This window comes from Edaphovirga cremea, assembly GCF_003332275.1.
Taxonomy (GTDB): Bacteria; Pseudomonadota; Gammaproteobacteria; order Enterobacterales; family Enterobacteriaceae; genus Edaphovirga; species Edaphovirga cremea.
In genome coordinates this window covers 56,813-81,058 of the sequence record NZ_QOVA01000017.1, presented here as the reverse complement: position 1 = coordinate 81,058, position 24,246 = coordinate 56,813, and the positions used below count along the sequence as shown (strand labels likewise).

The 24,246-nt window shown below is 50.7% G+C and carries 22 protein-coding genes and 1 pseudogene; 7 read left to right on the top strand and 16 right to left on the bottom strand.

The window, feature by feature from the left end; all coding sequences use genetic code 11:
* On the bottom strand, positions 1-271 hold a 271-nt coding region (locus DRI82_RS24150; RefSeq protein WP_211317685.1), incomplete at its 3' end, for a hypothetical protein.
* A gap of 802 nt (positions 272-1,073) precedes the next feature.
* Complete coding sequence (gene purL, locus DRI82_RS18370) at positions 1,074-4,964, bottom strand: phosphoribosylformylglycinamidine synthase (RefSeq protein WP_114195357.1); 3,891 nt, start codon at positions 4,962-4,964, stop codon at positions 1,074-1,076.
* Between the two features lie 278 nt (positions 4,965-5,242).
* Here purL and mltF point away from each other — a divergent pair, with 278 nt between their 5' ends.
* Positions 5,243-6,703: a membrane-bound lytic murein transglycosylase MltF gene (gene mltF, locus DRI82_RS18365; RefSeq protein ID WP_114195356.1), complete on the top strand. Its 1,461-nt coding sequence runs from the start codon at positions 5,243-5,245 to the stop codon at positions 6,701-6,703.
* A gap of 6 nt (positions 6,704-6,709) precedes the next feature.
* Here mltF and tadA read toward each other — a convergent pair whose 3' ends face one another.
* Together tadA and yfhb are read right to left on the bottom strand one after the other, a co-directional pair.
* Entirely contained in the window at positions 6,710-7,261 is a 552-nt protein-coding gene (gene tadA / locus DRI82_RS18360) for a tRNA adenosine(34) deaminase TadA (protein ID WP_114195362.1), read from the bottom strand.
* 50 nt (positions 7,262-7,311) lie between these two features.
* A complete protein-coding gene (gene yfhb / locus DRI82_RS18355) occupies positions 7,312-7,950 on the bottom strand; it encodes a phosphatidylglycerophosphatase C (RefSeq protein ID WP_114195355.1) in 639 nt (212 codons plus the stop codon).
* A 364-nt stretch (positions 7,951-8,314) separates the two neighbouring features.
* Between yfhb and DRI82_RS18350 the strand changes: the two genes are divergently transcribed.
* The 4 genes and pseudogenes from DRI82_RS18350 to DRI82_RS18335 all read left to right on the top strand — a co-directional run bounded on the left by DRI82_RS18350 (position 8,315) and on the right by DRI82_RS18335 (position 10,913).
* Entirely contained in the window at positions 8,315-9,163 is an 849-nt protein-coding gene (locus tag DRI82_RS18350) for a MurR/RpiR family transcriptional regulator (protein ID WP_114195354.1), read from the top strand.
* Positions 9,164-9,212: 49 nt separating this feature from the next.
* Positions 9,213-9,422: a hypothetical protein gene (locus DRI82_RS18345; protein WP_211317684.1), complete on the top strand. Its 210-nt coding sequence runs from the start codon at positions 9,213-9,215 to the stop codon at positions 9,420-9,422.
* A gap of 320 nt (positions 9,423-9,742) precedes the next feature.
* Positions 9,743-10,357, top strand: a pseudogene (locus DRI82_RS18340) (IS630 family transposase); the annotation flags it as partial.
* 295 nt (positions 10,358-10,652) lie between these two features.
* Entirely contained in the window at positions 10,653-10,913 is a 261-nt protein-coding gene (locus DRI82_RS18335) for a YfhL family 4Fe-4S dicluster ferredoxin (RefSeq protein ID WP_114195361.1), read from the top strand.
* Between the two features lie 58 nt (positions 10,914-10,971).
* Here the strand turns inward: DRI82_RS18335 and acpS are convergent, their stop codons facing one another.
* From acpS to lepA, 7 genes are all read right to left on the bottom strand, one after another.
* Positions 10,972-11,352 (bottom strand): holo-ACP synthase, encoded by a 381-nt coding sequence (gene acpS / locus DRI82_RS18330; protein ID WP_114195353.1) that lies wholly within the window; start codon positions 11,350-11,352, stop codon positions 10,972-10,974.
* A complete protein-coding gene (gene pdxJ / locus DRI82_RS18325) occupies positions 11,352-12,083 on the bottom strand; it encodes a pyridoxine 5'-phosphate synthase (RefSeq protein WP_114195352.1) in 732 nt (243 codons plus the stop codon). The genes acpS and pdxJ overlap by 1 nt, the downstream gene beginning before the upstream one ends.
* Positions 12,084-12,159: 76 nt before the next feature.
* Entirely contained in the window at positions 12,160-12,897 is a 738-nt protein-coding gene (gene recO, locus DRI82_RS18320; protein WP_114195351.1) for a DNA repair protein RecO, read from the bottom strand.
* A gap of 11 nt (positions 12,898-12,908) precedes the next feature.
* Entirely contained in the window at positions 12,909-13,814 is a 906-nt protein-coding gene (era, locus tag DRI82_RS18315; protein WP_114195350.1) for a GTPase Era, read from the bottom strand.
* A complete protein-coding gene (rnc, locus tag DRI82_RS18310; RefSeq protein ID WP_114195349.1) occupies positions 13,811-14,491 on the bottom strand; it encodes a ribonuclease III in 681 nt (226 codons plus the stop codon). Before rnc ends, era begins: the two co-directional genes overlap by 4 nt.
* Before the next feature lie 185 nt (positions 14,492-14,676).
* Positions 14,677-15,654, bottom strand: a complete 978-nt coding sequence (gene lepB / locus DRI82_RS18305; RefSeq protein ID WP_114195348.1) for a signal peptidase I — start codon at positions 15,652-15,654, stop codon at positions 14,677-14,679.
* 16 nt (positions 15,655-15,670) lie between these two features.
* On the bottom strand, positions 15,671-17,470 hold the full coding sequence (gene lepA, locus DRI82_RS18300) for a translation elongation factor 4 (protein ID WP_114195347.1): 1,800 nt from the start codon (positions 17,468-17,470) through the stop codon (positions 15,671-15,673).
* 594 nt (positions 17,471-18,064) lie between these two features.
* Here lepA and DRI82_RS18295 point away from each other — a divergent pair.
* The gene (locus tag DRI82_RS18295) at positions 18,065-18,877 is read left to right on the top strand and encodes a hypothetical protein (protein ID WP_114195346.1); all 813 of its coding nucleotides are present in this window, start codon (positions 18,065-18,067) and stop codon (positions 18,875-18,877) included.
* Between the two features lie 15 nt (positions 18,878-18,892).
* Here the strand turns inward: DRI82_RS18295 and rseC are convergent, their stop codons facing one another.
* Genes rseC through rpoE form a run of 4 tightly spaced genes read right to left on the bottom strand, consistent with a single transcriptional unit; the run spans position 18,893 to position 21,591 of the window.
* Entirely contained in the window at positions 18,893-19,360 is a 468-nt protein-coding gene (gene rseC / locus DRI82_RS18290) for a SoxR-reducing system protein RseC (protein ID WP_114195345.1), read from the bottom strand.
* 15 nt (positions 19,361-19,375) lie between these two features.
* The gene (gene rseB / locus DRI82_RS18285; protein WP_114195344.1) at positions 19,376-20,332 is read right to left on the bottom strand and encodes a sigma-E factor regulatory protein RseB; all 957 of its coding nucleotides are present in this window, start codon (positions 20,330-20,332) and stop codon (positions 19,376-19,378) included.
* Positions 20,332-20,985 carry an anti-sigma-E factor RseA gene (rseA, locus tag DRI82_RS18280; RefSeq protein WP_114195343.1) on the bottom strand — a complete coding sequence of 218 codons (654 nt, stop codon included), beginning with the start codon at positions 20,983-20,985 and terminating at the stop codon, positions 20,332-20,334. Before rseA ends, rseB begins: the two co-directional genes overlap by 1 nt.
* A 30-nt stretch (positions 20,986-21,015) precedes the next feature.
* Positions 21,016-21,591 (bottom strand): RNA polymerase sigma factor RpoE, encoded by a 576-nt coding sequence (gene rpoE / locus DRI82_RS18275; RefSeq protein ID WP_114195342.1) that lies wholly within the window; start codon positions 21,589-21,591, stop codon positions 21,016-21,018.
* Positions 21,592-21,805: 214 nt separating this feature from the next.
* Between rpoE and nadB the strand changes: the two genes are divergently transcribed.
* Complete coding sequence (nadB, locus tag DRI82_RS18270; RefSeq protein ID WP_211317683.1) at positions 21,806-23,407, top strand: L-aspartate oxidase; 1,602 nt, start codon at positions 21,806-21,808, stop codon at positions 23,405-23,407.
* Positions 23,408-23,466: 59 nt separating this feature from the next.
* Here the strand turns inward: nadB and trmN are convergent, their stop codons facing one another.
* On the bottom strand, positions 23,467-24,228 hold the full coding sequence (trmN, locus tag DRI82_RS18265; protein WP_114195340.1) for a tRNA(1)(Val) (adenine(37)-N(6))-methyltransferase TrmN: 762 nt from the start codon (positions 24,226-24,228) through the stop codon (positions 23,467-23,469).
* Positions 24,229-24,246: the final 18 nt, after the last annotated feature.

The following is a 24,246-nucleotide window of genomic DNA, read 5'->3' as shown; positions in this document are numbered from 1 at the left end:
TCTTGTTGAACGTTTGCAGTTGCCAGACCGCAAACTGTTTTAACAAATCAAAAGGGGTTTTTATAACTGGCTCAAAGCTGAAAGCTTTACGGAACCTCCAGCCTAGCTGGAGGTTTTCTGTGCACAACAAAAGGGGCAAACCTGAGTTTGCCCCTTTTGCATAAAAATGTGGATGCTCTACATTTTCGTCCCCCAGTGTGATAAAGCGTGAGCAATTATCGGAAGATGGGACGAACAACATCCATATGTATCTATTTGGCGAATTCTTCACTTTAATTATTCACCTTACAGATAAGGTGGTGCCTCACTCAACGTTTCGCCCGATGTTTGATAAAGCGCTTACGCGACTGTTATCGGTGTGGTGGACGATAGGCACCGTTCTTTGGCGTCATTCTGGCTTTATGAAGCACTTATTCCGCTAATGCGGGGCTGTCATAAAAAATTGAATGAGCAACTGCATATAATAATGCACGTACTGTGCCACATTGCAGATAAATAATTCAATTAATTGATTAATAAAGATAATATTTTTTCACGCTGTTTTTCTGACAAATTCATCAGCAAAATTCAGTGTGAAAATTCAGCACCCTGTCGCTGAATCCCGACACTAGAATGCATCAGGAATAATAGCTATATTAATCAACACATTAAATGTCGCTTTTTAGCGACACCCTAACTGCGTAATGTCGGGATTTTACGACACTTCACTTTTAACGCGGACAGCGCGCAGTATTAAACCTAAAATGACAAGCGAACTCAGCAAATGGCTTGGGACAGTGTGAAGATCATAAACACGCTGTGAATACCTCCCTGTACGCTCGGATCGCGCCCTCCATGGCGCTCACGGTTTATTCTTCTTCACCCCGTCCCCGCCTTCAGACATTTGCAAAAAAACATTCTTCCGCAATACCTCGGCGCGCGCAGTACCCGCAGTGGACATTCAGTTCATGAGGAGTACGAGCACTGCCCAATTCCAAGAGGGCAAGTTGAAAACGCCGTCAGGTTGCAGTACCCGCAGTGGACATTCAGTCCATGAGGAGTACGAGCACTGCCCAATCCCAAGATGACAAGTTTTAGCCCAACTGCTTCCTCGCATTACGGAACATACGCATCCAGGGGCTATCCTCTCCCCACGTTTCAGGATGCCAGGAATTACTGACGGTACGGAAGACGCGTTCTGGATGCGGCATCATGACGGTGACGCGGCCGGAGCTGTTGGTGACGGCGGTGATACCGTTTGGCGATCCGTTCGGGTTGGCGGGATAGCGTTCGGTGACGTGGCCGTTGTTATCTACGAAGCGCAGGGCAACCAGATTATGGTGTTCGATTGCAGCCAAATGCGTAGCGTCGCGCACTTCGGCGAGCCCTTCACCGTGAGACACAGCGATTGGCATACGCGATCCGGCCATACCTTGCATGAACATTGAGGAACTGGCGGTCACTTCGACCAGACTGAAACGCGCTTCGAAACGTTCGGACTGGTTACGCACAAAGCGCGGCCAGTGCTCGGCACCAGGAATCAGCTCTTTGAGGTTGGACATCATCTGGCAACCATTACAGACGCCCAGCGCCAGCGTCTGTGGCCGATTGAAGAACTCTTCAAACTCATCACGCACGCGGTTGTTGAACAGAATGGATTTCGCCCAACCTTCACCGGCACCCAGCACGTCACCGTAGGAGAACCCACCGCAGGCAACCAATGCCTGGAACTGTTGCAGATCACGACGACCGGCAAGCAGATCGCTCATGTGGATATCTACCGCATCGAAACCGGCGCGATGGAAGGCTGCCGCCATTTCCACATGGGAGTTAACGCCCTGTTCACGTAGTACTGCGACTTTCGGACGGGCTTGCTTAAGGATGTATGGCGCAGCGATATCTTCATCAGGGGCAAAACTGAGGCTGACATTCAAGCCTGGATCGCTGTTATCTTTTTTGGCTTCATGCTCCTGATCGGCACACTCTGGATTGTCGCGCAGGCGCTGCATTTGCCAGGTGGTTTCTGCCCACCACAGGCGCAATGTGCTGCGGCTTTCGCTGAATACCGTTTTGTCGCCACGAGAGATAACAAAGCGATCGCTATCTGCCACTGTTCCTAAATAGTGAACGCAATTTCCAAGTCCGTTTTTAGCCAGAAGTTGTTCTATCTCTTGGCGCTGTTCAGCACGTACCTGAATAACCGCACCCAGCTCTTCATTAAATAATGCGGCCAGATCGTCCTTACCCAAGGCGCTGATATCTGCTTTCAGGCCACAATGCCCGGCAAACGCCATCTCGGCCAATGTCACCAGCAGACCACCGTCTGAACGGTCGTGATACGCCAGCAGTTTTTCATCTGCCACCAGTTGCTGCATCGCCTTGAAGAACCCGGCCAGTTGCTCGGCGCTACGCACATCGGCAGGCTTATCACCTAGCTGACGATAAACCTGCGCCAACGCCGTGGCACCAAGTGCATTGTTACCGGCACCCAAGTCGATCAGCAACAGCGCCGTTTCACCTTTATCAGTACGCAATTGCGGTGTAACGGTATGACGAACATCTTCCACACGGGCAAAGGCGGTAATTACCAACGAGAGAGGCGACGTCATTTCACGTTGCTCGGTGCCTTCCTGCCAGCGGGTCTTCATTGACATCGAATCTTTTCCCACCGGAATGGTCAGACCCAACGCCGGACATAACTCTTCACCCACGGCACGGACGGCATCGTACAGACCCGCGTCCTCACCCGGATGCCCAGCAGCGGACATCCAGTTGGCAGAGAGTTTGATTCGCTTCATGTCGCCAATCTGGGTAGCCGCAATGTTGGTCAGTGCCTCACCCACGGCCAGACGCGCCGAGGCGGCAAAGTCGAGCAGCGCGACCGGAGCACGTTCGCCCAAAGACATCGCCTCACCGTAATAGCTGTCCAGACTTGCCGTCGTTACCGCGCAATCTGCCACCGGAATCTGCCACGGGCCGACCATCTGATCGCGCGCGACCATACCGGTGACCGTGCGGTCGCCAATAGTTATCAGGAAGGTTTTCTCTGCCACGGCGGGCAGGTGCAGAACACGGTTGACTGCATCAGCAATCTGAATCTCTTCACGTTGCAGCGCTTCGCCTTTTGCTTGCAGACGTTGAACATCACGCAGCATTTTTGGCGTTTTGCCTAACAACACATCGAGTGGCATGTCGATCGGTTGATTGTCGAAGTGTGAATCATTCAGCGTCAGGTGCAGCTCTTCTGTCGCTTCGCCAATCACCGCATACGGCGCGCGTTCACGACGGCAGATTTCATCAAACAGTGCCAGTTGCTGCGGCGCAACAGCGAGTACATAGCGCTCCTGCGATTCGTTACACCACACTTCCAGCGGGCTCATACCCGGTTCGTCATTGAGAATATCACGCAGTTCAAACCGGCCACCGCGGCCACCATCACTGACCAATTCAGGCATCGCGTTCGACAAGCCACCCGCACCGACGTCATGAATGAACAGAATTGGGTTGGCTTCACCCAACTGCCAGCAGCGGTCGATCACTTCCTGACAGCGTCGTTCCATTTCCGGATTGTCACGCTGTACCGATGCAAAATCGAGATCGGCATCTGACTGGCCAGAGGCCATAGAAGAGGCCGCGCCACCGCCAAGCCCGATGTTCATTGCTGGGCCACCCAGAACGATCAGTTTGGCACCTACAACGATTTCACCTTTTTGTACGTGGTCGGCACGAATATTCCCAATGCCGCCCGCCAGCATGATTGGCTTGTGGTAGCCGCGCAGTTCAACGCCGTTATGACTATTGACCTGCTCTTCATAAGTACGGAAATACCCCAGTAGCGCCGGACGACCAAACTCATTATTGAACGCAGCGCCGCCCAGCGGCCCGTCGGTCATGATGTCCAGTGCGGTAACGATGCGATCTGGCTTGCCAAAATTCTCTTCCCACGGCTGTTCAAATCCAGGAATACGCAGGTTGGAGACGGAAAAACCGACCAGTCCGGCTTTGGGCTTGGCACCGCGCCCGGTGGCACCTTCATCACGGATTTCACCGCCTGAGCCCGTCGCTGCACCCGGCCACGGAGAGATTGCCGTCGGGTGGTTATGGGTTTCCACTTTCATCAGGATATGCGCGTCCTCCTGATGGTAGTCATACACGCCCTCGCCTGCATCGGCAAAGAAGCGGCCTACCTTCGAGCCTTCCATCACAGCGGCGTTGTCTTTATAAGCCGACAACACGAAATCCGGCGTTTTCTCGAAGGTATTTTTGATCATCTTGAACAGCGACTTTGGCTGCTCCTGACCGTCGATAATCCAGTCAGCATTGAATATTTTATGGCGGCAATGCTCAGAGTTTGCCTGCGCGAACATATACAGTTCGATATCCGTTGGGTTGCGCCCCAGCGTGGTAAAGGCATCCTGCAGGTAATCAACCTCGTCCGGCGCCAACGCCAGACCCAGTTTCAGGTTGGCTTTCTCCAGCGCATCACGCCCTTCCCCCAGAACGTCAACGTGCTGGACCGGCGCAGGTTGATGGTGGGCAAAAAGCTGCCCGGCCTGTTGCAGTTCGCTGAATACCGTCTCCATCATGCGATCGTGGAGCAATCCTGCCAGTGCGTGCCACTGCTCTTCGGTAAAGGTCGGTGCCTGGATATAAAACGCCAGACCGCGCTCAAGGCGCAATACCTGGGACAGACCGCAGTTATGCGCAATGTCTGTCGCTTTGGAAGACCAGGGGGAAATAGTGCCCGGACGCGGCGTGACCAGCAGAAGACGGCCTTGCGGTGCATGTTCGGCGAGAGAGGGACCGTATTTGAGCAGTCGTTGCAATTTGGCGCTTTCATCGGCGCTCAGCGGCGCACTGACATCAGCAAAGTGAACATATTCGGCGTAGATATCGCTCACTGGGAGGTGGGCGTCCTGGCAACGGGACAGCAGTTTGTTAATGCGAAAAGCTGACAAAGCGGGCGAACCACGCAGTATTTCCATAATCTAAGTTCTCTCGTCTTCGAAGACACTGACTACAGTGCTTCATTGGGCGCAACAGGGGGAAAACGCGGCTCATTATAGAGAATCCTCAGCCCGGACGAAACCGTTTGCGTGGCTATTATTCATATTAGATCACCGATCCCGCCTTTTAGCAGCGAATGCCAATAAAGTTGCACGCTGGCGCTTTGTTAAGCAAAATGCCTCAGCACTGGGAATTTAACCATTAAGTAAAGTTAACTTTACGATAAATTATAATAGCGCCTTAGAGAGATAACTATTTGAAGCGCCTTAAAATTAATTACTTTCTGATCGGGGGCGTTGCCTTGCTTCTGGCGCTTGCCCTGTGGCCAAATATTTCCTGGCACAGCGGACGTGGCGACCAGCTTGAGCAAATAAAGTCCCGAGGTGAACTGCGGATCAGTACGTTGAATTCGCCATTAACTTATTACACCAGCCAGGAAGGGCCCGGTGGATTGGATTACGAGTTGGCGAAACGCTTTGCGCAATACCTTGGCGTTAAACTGGTCGTCAATCCCCATCACAGTATTAATGAACTGTTTGACGATTTGGACGATAACAAAGCGGATCTGCTGGCTGCGGGGTTAATCTATAACCGTGAGCGCCTAAGCCGTTTCCGTACCGGTCCTGCGTACTATTCAGTCTCACAGCAGTTGGTGTATCGACAGGGGACAACGCGCCCGAAAACATTTGCCGATTTGAAAGGACGGCTGGCTGTCGCCTCGGGTTCGGCACACATCACTTCACTCAAGCAGTTGAAAGAGACCAAATACCCGAATCTCAGTTGGGAATCGTCCACCGATCTCTCCTCCAAAGAACTGCTGGAACAGGTGGCGGACGACAAACTGGATTACACCATTGGTGATTCCGTCACGATCGGCTTGCTCCAGCGTATTCATCCGCAATTGACGGTCGCATTTGATGTCACTGATGAAGAACCCGTCACCTGGTATCTCAACCGTTCGGAAGATGACAGCCTGTATGCGGCGATGCTGGATTTCTTCAGCCAAATGGTAGAAGACGGTTCACTGGCGCGACTGGAGGAGAAATATCTCGGGCATGTTGGCGGGTTTGATTATGTCGATACCCGCACTTTCCTGGCTGCCATCGACAATACTTTGCCAGTATTGCAGCCGCTGTTTGAAAAATATGCGCAGAAGATCGATTGGAAACTACTGGCGGCAATCTCTTATCAAGAGTCGCACTGGAACCCAACCGCGACATCACCTACCGGCGTACGTGGCCTGATGATGCTGACCAAAGCGACGGCATCGGGACTCGGTGTGGACGATCGTCTGGATCCGGAGCAAAGCGTACAGGGCGGCGCGGTCTATCTTGAGCGGTTGATGGAGAAAGTTCCAGACAGCATTCCCGAGGACGAGAAAATCTGGTTTGCTCTGGCGGCGTATAATATGGGTTACGGGCATATGCTGGATGCCAGAAAATTGACCAAAAACCAGCAAGGTAATCCAGACAGTTGGGTTGATGTGAAACAACGTTTACCGATGCTCAGCCAGCGGCGATATTATCCCCAGACCACTTATGGCTATGCCCGCGGGCAGGAAGCCTATAATTATGTGGAAAATATTCGCCGTTATCAGGTCAGCCTGGTGGGTTACTTGATTGAGAAAGAAAGGAAGGCGGCGCAGCAGGCCGCTTTGCAAGCACAACTCGGCAGCGCCTACCCCGCTGTTGATCCGCACGAGGCTCTTATCGAATAAACCGGCTTATTCGCCGCTTCCACCTTCTGTACGCTGCGCGAGCTTCGTCGCTTTATGCTGTGCGCGACGTTGTTTGAAAAAAGCACTGAGCATCGCCGAGCATTCCGTCGCCAAAACACCAGAAACAATTTCCACCTGATGATTCATCCCCGGATGACGCAGGATATCAATCAATGAACCGGCCGCGCCGGTTTTTACATCGTCCGCGCCATAGACCAGTCGGCCAATGCGGCTGTGAACCATCGCTCCCGCGCACATCACGCAGGGTTCAAGCGTGACATACAGTGTCGCATTCAGCAGGCGATAGTTCTGCAATACTTGCCCGCCCTGTCGCAGCGCCATGATTTCAGCGTGCGCAGTAGGATCATGCCGCCCAATTGGCCGGTTCCAGCCTTCGCCGATCGCCTTTCCATCCAGGACCAGCAGCGCCCCAACAGGAACCTCGCCTTCATCCTGTGCACGTTGTGCCAGGATCAGCGCTTGCTGCATCCAGTATTCATCTTGATTATCTATCGCCACTCTAACCTCATAAAACCTAGTGCGGCGGGCATTATACATGGTCAGACCGGCACTGCCAGCTTGGCTCACCGTACGACAGAAACTGACGATCACTCCAACTGCTGAAGTTCGCCCTGCTTACTGACGCGGAAACGATGCTCGCAGAAAAATAGCAGCGGGTTATCTTGTTTGCTGTCGCTGTAACCACTGTAAAGTTTCAGCGGCGAGCCCAAGCGTTGTTCCAGTTCTGACACCTTCTGCATTCCCAGACAACGTAAGGGGAGCACCCAGCCACCATTGCGTCGTGCCATGCGACTGCCCACCAACCGCACGCGGTGCAGGAATGCAGAATCCGTATAAACCTGCTCAACCAGACGCTGTGGTGAACCGGTAATCAGCCAGACTTCTGCATCATGCTTGTCGAGATATTCACGTAAACGCATTTGTACAACCGGAAATGCGGTCACCTGCCTTCTAAACCAGGTAACGAAACGCAATTCGAGATCTTTCAGATGCGCTTCGCTGTGGCCAAAGGTGATGGACCACAACAACAGGCTCATCGGCCAGCGCGCGGTTCGTCCCCACAGCAGCATGCCCATGCCGATAACCGGCAAAAGCGGTACCACCAGCAACAGATTCTGCGGCATCCGCCACAACAAAAAGCGCATGAAGCTGCCAAACATGTCTTGCTCATGCAGTGTCCCATCTAAGTCAAAAAATACGACCCGTCGGTTTGGCTCCACACTCAAACGTCTACTCCTAGGGATGGTTGAATCCCATTATCAAAACAAATCCAGCTATCACCGTAATCAATAAACCAAGCAGGTACAACCTAACCTTATCCGATATGTTAGTAAGTGCCAGCGGAAATCCCGCAATTCAATAGGTACCACGGTTGCGACTTAATATTAGCAATCTACGTCCATACATCACTCAGGAATTATTAATTCAATAATCATTAATTATATGGGAATATTTTATTCAAAAACGCAGGATTTTTTGCTATTTTATCAACTAGAAGGCTCCAAGTGCGATATGACGTGATTAACTAAGACATCTCCTCGCAATCGCAGATAGAAGGAGCACATATGTCCTATTTACCAGGAATACGTTATGAGTAGCCTACTTCGAATACGACAAATCTATCATTCGCTGTCACAAAATGACCGCAGGCTGGCTGACTTTCTTTTGTCGCAGCCCGATGAAGCCCGCCATCTCAGTTCGCAAAAGTTGGCGGAGTTGTCTGGTGTCAGCCAATCAAGCGTGGTGAAATTCGCCCAGAAACTGGGTTACAAAGGTTTCCCGGCACTCAAACTGGCGTTAAGTGAATCGATGGCCAGTGCCGAAGTGCCGGTACCGATCACCCTCCATAACCATATTCTGAGCAGCGACAATCTAAAGACCATTGGTGAAAAGCTGCTGACAGAAAAACAATCAGCGCTACGTGCCACGCTGGACATCAACAGCGAAGAACGCATGCAACAGGCGCTTGAGATGCTGTTGGCTGCACGCCGTATTATGTTGATTGGCATCGGTGCATCGGGGTTGGTGGCGAAGGATTTTTCGTACAAGTTACAGAAAATTGGCATGATGGCGATGGCCGAAACGGATACGCATGTCCAGTTAGCGACGGTACAAGCGCTCTCCACAGAGGATTTACTGGTCGCGATATCTTTCAGCGGTGAACGTCGCGAAATAAACCTCTGCGCAGAAGTGGCACAGCGCGTAGGAACCAAGGTATTGGCGTTGACCAGTTTTTTACCCAGCTCGTTGCAGCAATGCGCCGATCACAGTCTGTACACCGTAGCAGAACAGCCTGCGACACGGGGAGCGGCCATCTCTTCAAGCACAGCACAGTATGCACTTACTGACTTATTGTTCGTGGCATTGATCCAGCAGGATACCGATCGCGCCTCAGAATATATTCGCCAAAGCGAAGCCCTGGTAAAAAAACTGGTGTAATCGCCATAGGTAGAGAAGATACCCCTAAGGGTATAGTGAAGATATCATTATGAACGATAACAACAATATGGCCTCTTTAAAAGGGCACATGCAGTTCGTTCAGGATAAACTTGCCTCTATCTCATCCAAAGGTGAAATGTCTTTCGCTGATCGAATCATGTTTAATAACATGGATTCATACCTTAGCGACCTGAAAGCAGAGCAACGAGCAGAGGATACGCGCCACTCACAAGCTTTCATCTGGCAAGGATCCTCATAAAGTTCCTTATGCTATTAAAGGTTCATTGAACATGAGGCTTGCTGAGTTATCCCCTGGCTCTACTTGCCCTCGTCAGTGCGGGAATGTTTTTGGCTGAAACCTGCCATACAAATGCGAAATATTCTCAATTTATCCACTCACTAATCCTGACGATAGATCAAATAATGAGCAAAACTCACTATCGCCACTAAATTCATTAGTTCGCTAGTCATACCCCAAAATAGGTATATGGTGGACTTACCCGCATCCCCTGCGGAGATGAACGAGATATTCCCATTGTTCCCTTTAGTCCACGATAATGTGGGCGTTTTTTTGGCTGAAATCTACCTCGCAGACTCACCGCTATGCTGATGCTTCACCGTGGTGACTCGGTCAGTGACGTCGCCAAAACGCTTTGCTGTGCGCGTTCATCCTTGGGCCGTTGGATTAACTGGTTCACACTTTATGGGCTTGAAGGTCTGAAACCATTGCCCCAGGGCGCGCACGACGCTGGCCATTTGAGCATATCTGTACGCTGTTACGTCAGTTGATTAGGCATTGACCGGCAGATTTTGGTTATCAGCGCTCTCGCTGGAGTACTAAGCTGTTAGCGATAAAAATCAATGAGATAACAGGTTGTATTTTGCATGCTTCAGCGGTTCGCCGCTGCCGGACTTGTCTGGCGAAGAGCAGCACCGACGCTACGAATTCGTGACCCGAATAAAGAAGAGAAGATGGACGCTATCGCAGAAGCTCTCACCGACTGTAGCGTCGAACATCCGGTATTTTACGAGGATGAAGTCGATATCCATCTCAACCCCAAAATAGGGGCCGACTGGCAACAACGCGGTCAACAAAAGCGTGTTGTCACGCCTGGGCAAAACGAAAAATATTATCTGGCCGGTGCGTTGCACAGCGGCACGGGAAAAGTGAGTTACGTCGGCGGGAGCAGTAAAGAGTTTATGTGCAAGCTCTGAAGCGCTCAAAAAATCGGCGTTATTGGGCTTTTCGGGGTTCTGTGTTACAGTGCGCGGCATTGAAATTCCTTATCCTATGACCCATTGCGAGACAGGCTCGCACATGAGGGTTTTTAGGGTGACGATTTTCGGTCTTTGTTGCGGTTTTGTGTTACGCAAGTGAGTGTATCAGTGTTTTTATACTGTACAAATCCACAGAAAGTTAATCAGAGCAAGAAATACAAAAACCACATAACCAGTTGATTATAGAAGATAAAATAGGTAAGTGATTGAAGTGGCTTTATTAATTACAAAACGCTGTATCAACTGTGACATGTGCGAGCCGGAGTGTCCCAATCAGGCGATCACGATGGGAATGGAATTCTACGAAATCAATGCCGAGCGTTGCACTGAGTGTGTGGGTCACTACGAAACGCCAACCTGTCAGAAAGTCTGCCCGATAGACAACACTATTGTTCTCGATCCCCAGCATATCGAGAGCAACGAGCAATTGTGGGACAAATTTGTGCTGCTGCATCACGCCGAACAGCTTTAACTGCCAGCGTGGTGCAGTGAATCGCCCTCACCTTCGTACAATCACTCTTTGGATAACATCAGTTTTCAATAATGACCGTCGCACAGGCATAGCGCCGCTCATCCGCCAACGTGACGTGCACTGACGTGACACCCAATTGCGCAGCCATCTCAGCAGCGCGTTGGTGGAAAACCAGCCCCGGCTTGCCCAACACGTCGTTGACCACTTCAAATTGCTCAAAAGCCAGACCGTTTCGGATACCAGTTCCAAGAGCCTTTGCTGCCGCCTCTTTGACAGCAAAGCGCTTGGCAAGGAATCGCACCGGCTGCTGATGCTGTAAATAAACGGCCCACTCATTTTCGTTCAAAATACGCCGGGCAAGGCGGTCACCACTTTTGGCGACGACCGCTTCAATACGGCTGATTTCAACGATATCGGTTCCCAGCCCCAGAATTGCCATTAGCGACGCGCTTCCCGCATCAGCACTTTCATGTCGCTCACGGCGGTTGCCAAACCGCTCATCACGGCCTGACCGATGATTGCGTGCCCGATATTCAGTTCATGCATCTCTGGCAGTGCTGCTATTGGTTGGACATTGTGGTAATGCAAGCCGTGACCAGCATTGACCTTCAGTCCTTTACCCGCAGCATAGGTTGCAGCATGTTTGATGCGTTCCAGTTCCGCCTGTTGCTCAAGCGGCGTTTCTGCATCCGCATAGGCACCGGTATGGATTTCGATATAAGGCGCACCAACCGCCACCGCGGCATCAATCTGGCGTGGATCCGCATCAATAAACAGCGAGACAAGAATACCCGCCTGAGTCAGACGCTCGACCGCCAAAATCATTTTATCCTGCTGTCCTGCCACATCCAGACCCCCTTCTGTCGTTACTTCCTGACGCTTTTCAGGAACCAGGCAACAAAAATGGGGTTTCAATTCGCAGGCGATATCGATCATTTCATCAGTGACCGCCATCTCAAGATTCATTCGGGTATTTATGGTCTGGCGTAAAATTCGCACATCACGATCGGTAATATGGCGACGGTCTTCACGCAAGTGTACGGTAATGCCATCGGCTCCCGCCTGTTCCGCGATGAATGCAGCCTGTACGGGATCGGGATAGGCCGTCCCGCGCGCGTTACGTAAAGTGGCAATATGATCGATATTCACGCCCAACAATAAATCAGCCATGACAGCCCTCAGTCTCTGTTTTCAGTACAGGCAGTTTACACCGCCTACATGGCTGAGGTGTATCACTGAGATAAAATTACTGCGAAGTTTCGTCGTCGGCGACAGGTGGTTTCTTGACCAGAAATTGTCGGAAGAGTTCTCGGCTCTTGAGCGGCTTCCCGCCCAGATAGGGTTTCAGGGCGATGCGGGTAAAGCGTTTGGCGGCGCGCAGCGTGATGGCGTCGGGGAATTCCCGTGAAGCCAGCGCTTTGAGATCGCGGCCGGTAAAACTGCTGTTATCCACCACCAGACTGGCGATAAACCCCCGTTCTTCCCGGTAGCGATACGTCATGGTATCAGCCACGGGTTCACCACTTCCCGCACAGTGCAGGAAATCAACGCCATACCCCAAATGAGCCAGCAGAGCCAATTCGAATTGGCGCAGCGCCAGCTCCGGGGAGCCATTGGCAGCCGCCAGCGCCTGAATGCAATTCAGGTAATCGAAAAACAGCGAGGAGAAATTACTTTCGTGCTCAAGCACGCGCGATACGAGTTCGTTGACATACAGCCCGCTATAAAGCATCAGGCCGGTCAATGGCAATGCGAGGGAAACAGGTTCAGCGCTGCGCAGCGTTTTGACTTCACCGCGACCACTCCAGCGAACCAGTAAAGGCGTGAAAGGCTGTAAACAGCCTTTCAGATTGGAACGGCGACCACGCGCACCTTTTGCCAGTATGCGCACCCGCCCATGCCCTTCAGTGAATAAATCCAGCATAAGGCTGGTTTCACTGTAAGGACGCCCATGCAAGACAAACGCACGCTGCCAGCCTTCCATAGGCGTAAACCTTATAGATCGTCTACGTAACCCAGGCTACGCAACGCTCGTTCGTCATCAGCCCAGCCGGATTTGACCTTCACCCACAGTTCGAGATGCACTTTCGCTTCAAACATGTTTTCCATGTCCTGACGTGCCTCAATACCGATGGTTTTGATCTTCGAGCCTTTGTTGCCGATAACCATCTTTTTCTGGCCTTCACGCTCAACCAGAATCAGACCATTGATGTCATAGCCACCGCGTTCATTGGTAACAAAACGTTCAATTTCAACGGTTACCGAATAAGGCAATTCTTCGCCCAGAAAACGCATCAGCTTTTCACGGATGATCTCTGACGCCATAAAGCGCTGAGAACGGTCGGTGATGTAATCTTCAGGGAAGTGATGAACCGCTTCCGGCATATGCTTGCGCACAATGCTGGCGATGGTATCCACATTCATGCCTGATTCGGCAGAAATAGGCACCACATCCAGGAAGTTCATTTGCTCACTGAGGAACTGCATATGGGGCAGCAGCTTAGTCTTGTCCTGAACGTTGTCGACTTTGTTGATCGCCAACAGCACCGGACTTTTAAGGTCACGCAGTTTGTTGACGACCATTTCATCATCAGCCGTCCAGTGCGTACCCTCAACCACAAAAATAACCAGTTCTACATCGCCAATTGAGCTGCTGGCCGCGCGGTTCATTAACCGGTTGATTGCCCGCTTCTCTTCGATGTGCAGCCCTGGGGTATCCACGTAGATCGCCTGATAAGGGCCTTCCGTATGGATGCCCATAATGCGGTGACGTGTGGTTTGCGGTTTACGCGAGGTGATGGAGATCTTTTGCCCCAGCAACTGATTGAGCAACGTGGATTTGCCCACGTTCGGACGCCCAACTATCGCAATAAACCCACAATAACTTTTTTCTTCGCTCATTCAAGCTCCAGCTGTTTCAGCGCTTCTTCCGCTGCCGCCTGCTCGGCTTTACGGCGGCTTGATCCGGTTCCAACCACCGGTTCGTTCAAGCCACTTACCTGGCAGTGGATGGTAAACTCCTGATCGTGCGCTTCACCGCGAACCTGCACAACCAGATAAGAAGGCAACGGCAGATGACGACCCTGCAAAAACTCCTGCAAACGGGTTTTGGGATCTTTCTGCTTATCACCGGGACTGATTTCATCCAGACGACTACGGTACCAATTGAGAATCAGTCTTTCGACGCTTTGGATATCACTGTCCAAAAACACGCCGCCAATGAGTGCCTCCACCGTGTCCGCGAGAATAGATTCGCGGCGGAAACCACCACTTTTCAATTCACCAGGGCCTAAGCGCAAACATTCGCCAAGATCAAATTCGCGGGCCATTTCGGCCAACGTATTACCGCGTACCAACGTCGCACGCATTCGACTCATATCACCTTCATCCACTTTGGGAAAACGGTGATAGAGCGCATTGGCAATCACAAAACTGAGAATAGAGTCGCCCAGAAACTCCAAACGCTCATTATGTTTGCTGCTGGCGCTGCGGTGAGTCAATGCTTGCAGCAATAGCTCCTGCTGCTGAAAAGTGTAGCCCAGCTTTCGCTGCAGCCTGTTTATTACGATGGGGTTCATGAGTTACCAATAGATCAAGAATGCGTCAATAACTTCAGCATACGGAACAGGTCTGCTTCGCTTGACGCAAAACCAAAGCTGTTTCGTTTGCAGTGGCTCCCGATCTTGGACAGGGAGCCAACTTTTATCGCTTAAGCGGTTATTCTACAACGTGTGGAATTATAATGCTGCGACTATTGACATCATTAATGAATTCCACCGATACGGCTCAACCGTACGCCTGTCGGCCATTGTCCCTCTTGCTTCTCAAAGCTCATCCAAATGAAGGTTGCCCTGCCCACCAGATTTCTCTCCGGCACGAAGCCCCAATAACGGCTGTCAGCACTATTATCGCGGTTATCGCCCATCATGAAGTAATGGCCAGGAGGAACAACCCAAACGCCAAGAGGCTGTCCAGGCTGTTGATAATACATACCTAATTGATCCTGCGTGACAGGAACAGCCAGAATATTGTGGGTCACGGTTCCCAGCGTTTCTTTACGTTCACGCAAACGGACGCCGCCATCAGGGACGTTATCTGTTACTGGGATCTGGAAGAAACCACTGCTGGCCTCAGTGCCCAATGAACGGCCAAACGTTTGAACGAAATCGCTAGCCGTACCGTCGCTGTAAGTGACGGCCAAGGCTTTATCGCAAGCTTGATCGCTATTACAGGCTGGCTGTACCGTTACCCGCTTGGTAATCGGATCATAACTGACCCGATCGCCCGGCAGACCAATCGCGCGCTTAATATAATCCAGACGCGGATCGAGTGGATATTTGAATACCACAACATCGCCACGTTTAGGATGCCCCGTCGGGATCAGTGTCGTCTGGGTGATCGGATCTTTTATACCGTAAGCAAATTTTTCCACCAGAATAAAATCACCGATCAGCAGCGTTGGCATCATTGAGCCCGATGGGATTTGGAACGGCTCATAAATAAATGAGCGCACAATGAAAACCACCGCCAGAACCGGGAATATCGACGCACAAGTCTCAATCCAGCCCGGTTGCTTCACAACCCTCACCAGACTCTTGTCATCCAGCGTACCGCCATTCTGCGCTTCGAGCACGGCCGCTTTGTTACGACGTGCCGGCCCCCATTTGAAACGTTCGAAACACCAGATAATACCTGTGAGCAGCGTTGCAATCGCCAGCCCCAGCGCAAACATATTAGCCATGCAGACTCCTTACCACTTATTTGCTGTCTTTACCGACGTGCAGAATGGCCAGGAACGCTTCTTGCGGCAGCTCCACGTTACCCACCTGCTTCATGCGTTTCTTACCGTCTTTCTGTTTCTGCAGCAGTTTCTTCTTACGGCTGACGTCACCGCCATAACACTTGGCGAGCACGTTTTTACGTAGCTGCTTGACCGTTGCACGGGCAATAATGTGATTGCCGATCGCCGCCTGAATTGCAATATCAAATTGCTGGCGTGGGATCAGTTCTTTCATCTTCTCAACCAGATCGCGACCACGATACTGAGAGTTTTCACGATGGGTGATCAATGCCAGCGCATCCACGCGTTCGCCATTAATCAACACATCCACGCGTACCATGTCAGATGTCTGAAAGCGCTTGAAATTATAATCCAGCGACGCGTAACCCCGCGACGTGGATTTGAGACGATCAAAGAAATCGAGGACGACTTCCGCCATCGGGATTTCGTACGTCAGCGCAACCTGATTGCCGTGATAAACCATATTGGTCTGAACACCACGCTTTTCGATACACAGGGTAATTACGTTACCGAGATATTCCTGTGGCATCAGCATATGACATTCAGCGATAGGCTCACGCAGCTCTTCGATATTGTTCAATGGCGGCAGCTTGGATGGGCTGTCGACGTAAACCGTCTCTTTACTGGTGGTTTCTACTTCATAAACGACGGTCGGCGCCGTGGTTATCAGTTCCAGATCGTACTCGCGCTCAAGACGCTCCTGGATAATTTCCATGTGCAGCAACCCAAGGAAGCCACAACGGAAACCAAATCCCAGCGCGGTTGAACTTTCTGGTTCATAGAATAATGAGGCATCGTTCAGGCTGAGTTTACCCAACGCGTCACGGAAGTTTTCATAATCATCAGAGCTGATTGGGAACAGGCCGGCATAAACCTGCGGCTTCACTTTCTTAAAGCCTGGCAGCGCTTTATCTGCTGGCTGACGCATCAACGTCAGGGTGTCGCCCACCGGCGCACCAAGAATATCTTTGATCGCGCAAACCAACCAGCCTACTTCGCCGCAGTTCAGCACGTCTTTATCGACACGTTTTGGTGTAAAAATGCCCAGACGATCGGCGTTATAAGACAGGCCGGTACTCATGACCTTAACTTTATCGCCTTTGCGCAGACTGCCATTCTTGATGCGAATCAGCGAGACGACGCCTAAATAGTTATCGAACCACGAGTCGATGATCAGCGCTTGCAGAGGCCCGTCAGGATCACCCTCTGGCGGTGGTATATCACGCACCAAACGCTCAAGAACATCAGGCACACCGACGCCCGTTTTCGCTGAGCAGCGCACGGCATCGGTCGCATCGATACCCACGATGTCTTCAATTTCTTCCGCCACGCGATCGGGATCGGCCGCTGGCAAGTCGATTTTGTTCAACACCGGTACCACTTCGAGATCCATCTCCATTGCGGTATAGCAGTTGGCCAATGTTTGCGCTTCAACGCCCTGCCCGGCATCAACGACCAGCAATGCACCTTCGCATGCCGCCAATGAGCGCGATACTTCATAAGAGAAATCGACGTGGCCAGGAGTATCAATAAAGTTGAGGTGATAGGTTTCACCGTCTTTCGCTTTGTAATCCAGCGTAACGCTCTGCGCTTTAATGGTAATACCACGCTCGCGCTCAAGATCCATCGAATCCAGCACCTGCGCAGCCATTTCACGTTCGGTCAGGCCGCCGCAAATCTGGATAATACGGTCAGACAGCGTCGACTTACCGTGGTCAATGTGGGCAATAATGGAGAAATTTCGTATATGCTTCATTATAAATGTTTTTCTGCCTTGGTATTTCTGAATCATTCGCCTATGGACACAGGGATGGACATAAACGACGGTTTATAGGTTGGCTGTCTTTTGCCTAAGAGGCAGCATTCTACATGTCAGTGCCCTGAAAACCTAGTCATGAGACGCTAATGCTAACGATTATGAATGCTTCATAAAGAAATGGTTCTTAGTTATGGGAAATAAGATGTTAGCAGGTACTTCTGCTCAACGGATTCACAGCACAAACGAATGAAGCCATTCTGGTATTTGCAAGAGACTGTCGCTCAGCAACTGTCCTGACATCGATAGTAAACCTTACAAATTGTATGGACTTCATCATATTACCTCCTGCTATGAAAGTGAGGTATCAACATGTATGCGCGCACGGCCATACATTAATTTTCTTAATCTGGCTCGCACTCCTGATGCAATGTCCCTGCTTTAGGACAATACCCATTTACACAAATGTAACATTTAACTAGAAAGAGTATTACTCCGCCATGCCCGATCCTGGCATGACAATAAAACATACGCGGAGGAAGGGTGTTTTTTTACTTTGAAATTAATAGGTTCTGGTTACAAGGGTATTTTATTATGATCGACGAAGGACGATTCTTGAGTCACCATGGTTTTGCTAAAACCAACTCGTGGATAGTAATAGTTATTTCTGTATTTCTCATGCTGGCTGGCGCAGTAATGCTGCTACTGCTATTGCTGGCCGACAAACCTGATGAGCAGGTTGTGCAATTGACACTCCTGGCGGGGATGAGCTGTATTGTGTCAGGAATCCTCTTCATATTCCTGCGGCAATATATCAAGCCCTCGCAAGTCTATGAGTTGCATGAAAATGGGGTTTTGGTGATTAATCAGCACGACCATAAAGATCGCTTTATTCCCTTCGAAAAAATCTCGGATATTTATCTTTATCGTGCCGGAAAATATGCAGGCAGACTTAAGCATGCAATGGCTTTCCGAACTGATATCTATAACCAATGGAACAAAATTTCTCCAAATGTATCTGGCGCGAAACGTTTGATTAAAGCCATCATCGATCAACAGTTGCTTCAGCGTGGCCCTGCGTCATTAAATCGATTGGCAAATGATGGGCATGTCAGCTTCTTCTACCGCACAGAGGGTCGTCTAAAATGTTTGTTAATGCGTAATTTTTTCATGATGAATGAAAAACAGTTGCGGCTTAGCGCGCTTTCACTGACCACGGAAAACGTGGCGATTTCAATTGAAGAAATTCATACGATCAAAGGGGGTGAATCTGAACAGACAATCCGATTGCTGGATGTCCAAGGCAAGGTATTATTTTCAATCCCTTACCTTTCATTGTTTAGTGCAGACCTGTTTATTGCATTGATAGAGCATATGATCGAAAGTCGAATTCCGATCAGAACGTGACTATTTAAAAAGTGACTATTCAGTTTCTGCATGCACTCGAAATGCATCGGGTGGTAGTCCAATCTGTAATATTACAGGCTGATAATCATTACCTTCGCCCAAACGTTTCGCCAGAGTGCGGGCAATCAGGAAACCCAGCGCACCACCAACAACGGCACCCAACAGCGCCAGACCATCAGAATTGAATCCCCACTGCATGGCACCACCACCGAAGATAACTCCGACCAGCGGCGTCATATAAACCAACAACGCTGAACGCAACAAACTGCCTTCAGTGATACCCAGTTCCACTTTCTGGCCGGGCTCAAGGGGTTGATCAATATCGACACGTAACTGATGGCGCGCGTCAGGACCGAGTTTGTTCAGGACACGGGTACCACAACTGGAGCGGGAGCTACATCCACCACAGCCAGATTGAGGTTCACAGCGCAAAAGCGCCACCCCTTTCTGCCACGAGACTACCGTGGCCCATTCCTTCATCATCGTCGGCCCCTCACTTTATTGCGCAGCTTTGAACACAACGCTATCGGCAATACGTTTTGCAGTTGACGGTGGCAACTCACCGACTACGGTGATCTCTTTGCCATCACGAATTTCTGTCTGTACCGTCCTGCGTCCCTGTCGAACAAATTGTTCAGAAGTAGGGGACTGAGTAGGGTTTATATTCACAGAAAAACTGAACAGACCGTCAGTATATAAACGTGATTCTATCGGAACCGCCAGGTTTGGCAAGTTACGGCGACTGCGCGAGACCTCTTTTACTCCGCCCGGAAGCCAGTTGGGCTGCCAGTTTAAACTCACGTCATCGGAAGGCGGGATCGTCAGTAACGGTGGCAAATTGGCTTTTTCCAAACCTTGCAAAACGCCCTTGACCTCGTCACCCACAACAAAAGAGATGACCCGGAACTGTTCGAGTGTTTCACCATCGCGATCGAGCAAGTCTACTCTTAACGGTAACTTGGTGGCTTCATCCATCCAGACAATGTAGCTGTAGCGCGTTCCATCCCGGGCAACCACACGAATTACCTCACAAGGACGGTCTGAGATACGGGTGCGGCCTACAGAGATGAAATCATAATACTTCGCAAGCTGAGCGAAATCTGAAAAGACGATAGAAGGCAAAGAGTCGACAATATGTTGACCACTGAGAGTAAAGGGTTCAAGCCCTGGCTCAAAGTAACTGATATCACTGCCGCGCTGGACAATTTCGCGTCGCGGACCGTCCATTTGCAATAATTGTGCGAGGGGTTGCTTACCAGAAATCACATGGCGATAACGTAGAGATTCAATCCCCTGTTTGGTGATACTGATAAAGGCGAGCTCATAATTGAGAGACTGACTGGCGCTGTTCATCTGTTGCAACAACGCCCCGGACGCAGGTGTTTGCGCCGGGGCGAGAGACGGATAAACCAGGCTGCCTGTCAGCACACAGACGGCAAACCAAAATTGCTTCATTACTGCGATTGCATTCCTAAAGTCTGAGTTCCTGGGACCTGAACGGCAGCTTGCTGTGGATTGGTAATATCCAGTTGCAACTGATCAGAATGCAGGCGACGTTGGAGTTCGTAATCCTGCAGAATCGCATTGATACGTTTACGCTGTTCTTGAACCTGTTGCTGACCACCGTTGGCGGAAACATTTTCCGACGGGACACCCAGACTCACAGGTGAAGCTTTGCCCATCATAGGCAATGTATTGAAAACGGGTGTTTCTGGCGAAGCACCACTGGCATCAGGCTGATTATATTGTTGAACACCAACAATTACGGCCAACGATACGCAAGCGGCAACTCCCACTTGGGTAATCTGGCTCGCCCATGGGCGAACTTTTTGCCAGAAAGGCATTCTCTGCCAGGTATGAGGCTGAGGTTGTGATTCAGGTATAGCTTGGGGAACCAGGCGTGCTGGCTCATTCTCAAGGGCAGCGGCGACACGATCAGCAATATCAAAATGCATCACCGTGGTACCAATATCACCCCGAAGCGTATCACGAATCAGATGATAGCTCTGCCAGCTGTTCTGAAGCGCTTTATCGTTCGATAACGAGCTAAGGAGCTCAGAATCTAGCGTTTCACCATCCATCAGAGCGGAAAGCTGTTCTTTCTGCATGCCTAAGTACCCTTCCTGTGTCCGCTATCGCTAACGCTGAATCAGCGGTTGAACTTTATTATCAATAGCTTCCCGAGCCCGGAAAATACGCGATCTTACTGTACCCACCGGACAATCCATGATGGTGGCTATCTCTTCATAGCTAAGTCCATCTAACTCCCTGAGGGTGATCGCCATTCGGAGATCTTCAGGAAGTGACTCAATAGTTCGGAAAACTATTTGTCGTAACTCTTCAGACAACATTAAGTTCTCAGGGTTCGAAATTTCTTTTAATGCGCCTGCGCTTTCATAATTTTCAGCATCATTTGCATCAACGTCACTGGATGGTGGACGTCGCCCCTGAGCCACCAGATAATTTTTGGCTGTATTTACGGCTATACGATACAACCATGTGTAAAAAGCACTATCGCCGCGAAATGATTCAAGCGCACGATAAGCTTTGATAAAGGATTCCTGCACCACATCAGGCACATCGCCCTGAGGTACATAGCGGGAAACGAGACTCGCCACTTTATGCTGATAACGAATCACCAGCAAATTGAACGATTTTTGATCTCCCTTCTGGACCCGCTCTACCAGAACCTGATCCGCTAACTGCTCGCTCATCCGAGGTAATTTCTCCCCAAATCCGTCTCCACGCGTGAAATAGTACTGCCAGCTTTCATTTTATTTTCCTGAGCAAGCACCTGCTTGGAGTTCATGTGGACGGTTAAGTTCCACATTGCCATTGTTTTTTCTGTTGATGTCTCATGTCCGTGGCATTTGCCCGGGCAATTAGGCTAACATGAATTTCCTTCTTCTTCTGCACACATCATACGTTATGCAACCATCATCTGAACATGTCAGCGATGTATTGATCATCGGGAGTGGTGCTGCAGGGCTGTCTTTGGCGTTACGCCTTGCCGCACACTGTAAAGTTACTGTACTCAGCAAAGGACCTTTGACCGAAGGCTCCACGTATTACGCACAAGGCGGGATCGCCGCTGTTTTTGATGAAACGGACAGTATTGCCTCTCACGTCGATGACACATTGGTTGCCGGAGCGGGCCTATGCGATAAAGACGCCGTGGAATTCATAGCCAGAAACGCCCGCACTTGCGTGCAATGGCTCATCGATCAAGGCGTACTTTTCGATACAGAAACGAATGCCAAAGGCCAGGAACAATACCACCTCACGCGTGAAGGCGGCCATAGTCACCGGCGGATTCTGCATACTGCTGATGCAACAGGTAAAGAAGTAGAGACTACGCTGGTAGCGAAAGCAAGTGCGCATCCGAATATTTGTGTGATGGAGCGACACAATGCCGTGGATTTGATCACCTCAAGCAAATTGGGTTTTGCAGGCACGCGCCGGGTCGTTGGGGCTTATGTCTGGAACCGCAAGCGTGAGCATGTCGAAACGTTCCGTGCGAAAGCCGTTATCCTGGCAACGGGCGGTGCAGCGAAAGTTTATCAATACACAACCAACCCTGATGTAGCTTCCGGCGACGGCATTGCCATGGCCTGGCGTGCTGGCTGTCGGGTTGCCAATCTGGAATTCAACCAGTTTCACCCAACCTGTCTCTTCCATCCACAGGCCAGGAACTTCTTGCTGACCGAAGCATTGCGCGGTGAAGGCGCGTATTTGAAAAGACCTGACGGTTCACGCTTCATGCCTGATTTTGATGAGCGTGGCGAATTGGCACCGCGTGACATCGTCGCTCGCGCAATTGACCATGAAATGAAGCGGTTGGGTGCGGATTGCATGTATCTGGACATCAGCCATAAACCTGCCGAGTTTATCACCCAGCATTTCCCGATGATTTACGAGAAATTGTTGTCATTGGGTATCGACCTCACCAAAGAAGCGATTCCCATTGTTCCAGCGGCACATTACACCTGCGGCGGCGTGATGGTGGACCAACACGGGCGCACCGATCTCGACGGGCTCTATGCCATTGGCGAAGTGAGTTATACCGGTCTGCATGGTGCAAACCGGATGGCTTCCAACTCGTTGCTGGAGTGTCTGGTTTACGGTTGGTCGGCAGCGGAAGATATTATCAAGCGCCTGCCGCACGTAAAACATTCGGCCAGCCTGCCCTTATGGGACGAAAGCCGGGTCGATAACTCTGATGAGCAAGTTGTTATCCAGCATAACTGGCATGAGTTGCGCCTGTTTATGTGGGACTACGTCGGTATTGTCCGTACCACGAAGCGTCTTGAGCGTGCTTTACGGCGTATCAACATGCTGCAGCAGGAGATCGATGAGTATTACGCCAATTTCCGCATTTCAAATAATTTGCTGGAATTGCGTAATCTGGCGCAGGTAGCCGAATTGATCGTTCGCAGTGCGATGGCGCGTAAAGAGAGCCGGGGTTTACACTTCACGCTTGACTACCCGAATCTACTGGATAACCCGCAACCTACCATTTTGCAGCCGTAATCTCTGGAGCTGGTGCGAACATTCGCGCCAGCTTTTTTAGTTATTGAGAGGAAGACTGTTCAATAGAACAGATAGAAATCACCGATCAATTTGCAAAACTCTTCGCTATAACTCCCCTCCGACTTGCGAATACTCAGCGCCTGAATCTCTGGTTCAATTTTCTGCCGTGACAGCGCCAACAACATACGGTGCAGCGGTTTATCGTCGCGATCGCGGATATTCACTCTTATTGCTGTAAACCAACCTGAAGCATGCGCATTCGATTCAAAATTCTCGCCAATGGCGTAAGGCAAAACCACACAGAACATTCCCGCATCAGCCAGAAGATCCTGCGCACAGCGCAGCAAAGTGTCGTGAGTCAGCGTTTGCGTGTATCGAGCGGTATTGCGCGCCTCGTCCCTGCAGGCAACGGCAGATTCAAAATAAGGTGGATTACTGACAATCAGATCGTAAGCCTGCGGGTGCTGTTGCGCAAACTCACTGATATCCTGTGCAAAAACCGAAATACGATCCGCCCAAGGTGAAGACTGCGCATTTTCCCGCGCCTGCGAAGCGGCATCAGGTTCGAGTTCGACGGCATCAATGGCGATAAGTCCATGACTGCGCTGCGCCAGCATCAGCGCTATCAGGCCGCTGCCGCTGCCAATATCCAGCGCTCGGGATACGTTGCCGACTGGAGCCCATGCCCCCAACAGCACACCGTCCGTGCCGACTTTCATCGCACAGCGATCGTGTGCAACGAAAAATTGCTTAAAGGTGAAGCCATTGCGTCGTAGTTCCGGGCGATTCCCAGCGTCTCTTTTCACTTTAGTCACGGTCATTGCATGCCTGTTATTCAA

What these genes read in the sequence shown, in the direction of transcription:
- purL (WP_114195357.1), bottom strand. Translation starts at nt 4,964, where the DNA reads ATGGAAATACTGCGTGGTTCGCCCGCTTTGTCAGCTTTTCGCATTAAC.
- tadA (WP_114195362.1), bottom strand. Translation starts at nt 7,261, where the DNA reads ATGTATAATGCCCGCCGCACTAGGTTTTATGAGGTTAGAGTGGCGATA.
- DRI82_RS18350 (WP_114195354.1), top strand. Translation starts at nt 8,315, where the DNA reads ATGAGTAGCCTACTTCGAATACGACAAATCTATCATTCGCTGTCACAA.
- DRI82_RS18345 (WP_211317684.1), top strand. Translation starts at nt 9,213, where the DNA reads ATGAACGATAACAACAATATGGCCTCTTTAAAAGGGCACATGCAGTTC.
- acpS (WP_114195353.1), bottom strand. Translation starts at nt 11,352, where the DNA reads ATGGCAATTCTGGGGCTGGGAACCGATATCGTTGAAATCAGCCGTATT.
- pdxJ (WP_114195352.1), bottom strand. Translation starts at nt 12,083, where the DNA reads ATGGCTGATTTATTGTTGGGCGTGAATATCGATCATATTGCCACTTTA.
- recO (WP_114195351.1), bottom strand. Translation starts at nt 12,897, where the DNA reads ATGGAAGGCTGGCAGCGTGCGTTTGTCTTGCATGGGCGTCCTTACAGT.
- era (WP_114195350.1), bottom strand. Translation starts at nt 13,814, where the DNA reads ATGAGCGAAGAAAAAAGTTATTGTGGGTTTATTGCGATAGTTGGGCGT.
- rnc (WP_114195349.1), bottom strand. Translation starts at nt 14,491, where the DNA reads ATGAACCCCATCGTAATAAACAGGCTGCAGCGAAAGCTGGGCTACACT.
- lepB (WP_114195348.1), bottom strand. Translation starts at nt 15,654, where the DNA reads ATGGCTAATATGTTTGCGCTGGGGCTGGCGATTGCAACGCTGCTCACA.
- lepA (WP_114195347.1), bottom strand. Translation starts at nt 17,470, where the DNA reads ATGAAGCATATACGAAATTTCTCCATTATTGCCCACATTGACCACGGT.
- DRI82_RS18295 (WP_114195346.1), top strand. Translation starts at nt 18,065, where the DNA reads ATGATCGACGAAGGACGATTCTTGAGTCACCATGGTTTTGCTAAAACC.
- rseC (WP_114195345.1), bottom strand. Translation starts at nt 19,360, where the DNA reads ATGATGAAGGAATGGGCCACGGTAGTCTCGTGGCAGAAAGGGGTGGCG.
- rseB (WP_114195344.1), bottom strand. Translation starts at nt 20,332, where the DNA reads ATGAAGCAATTTTGGTTTGCCGTCTGTGTGCTGACAGGCAGCCTGGTT.
- rseA (WP_114195343.1), bottom strand. Translation starts at nt 20,985, where the DNA reads ATGCAGAAAGAACAGCTTTCCGCTCTGATGGATGGTGAAACGCTAGAT.
- rpoE (WP_114195342.1), bottom strand. Translation starts at nt 21,591, where the DNA reads ATGAGCGAGCAGTTAGCGGATCAGGTTCTGGTAGAGCGGGTCCAGAAG.
- nadB (WP_211317683.1), top strand. Translation starts at nt 21,806, where the DNA reads ATGCAACCATCATCTGAACATGTCAGCGATGTATTGATCATCGGGAGT.
- trmN (WP_114195340.1), bottom strand. Translation starts at nt 24,228, where the DNA reads ATGACCGTGACTAAAGTGAAAAGAGACGCTGGGAATCGCCCGGAACTA.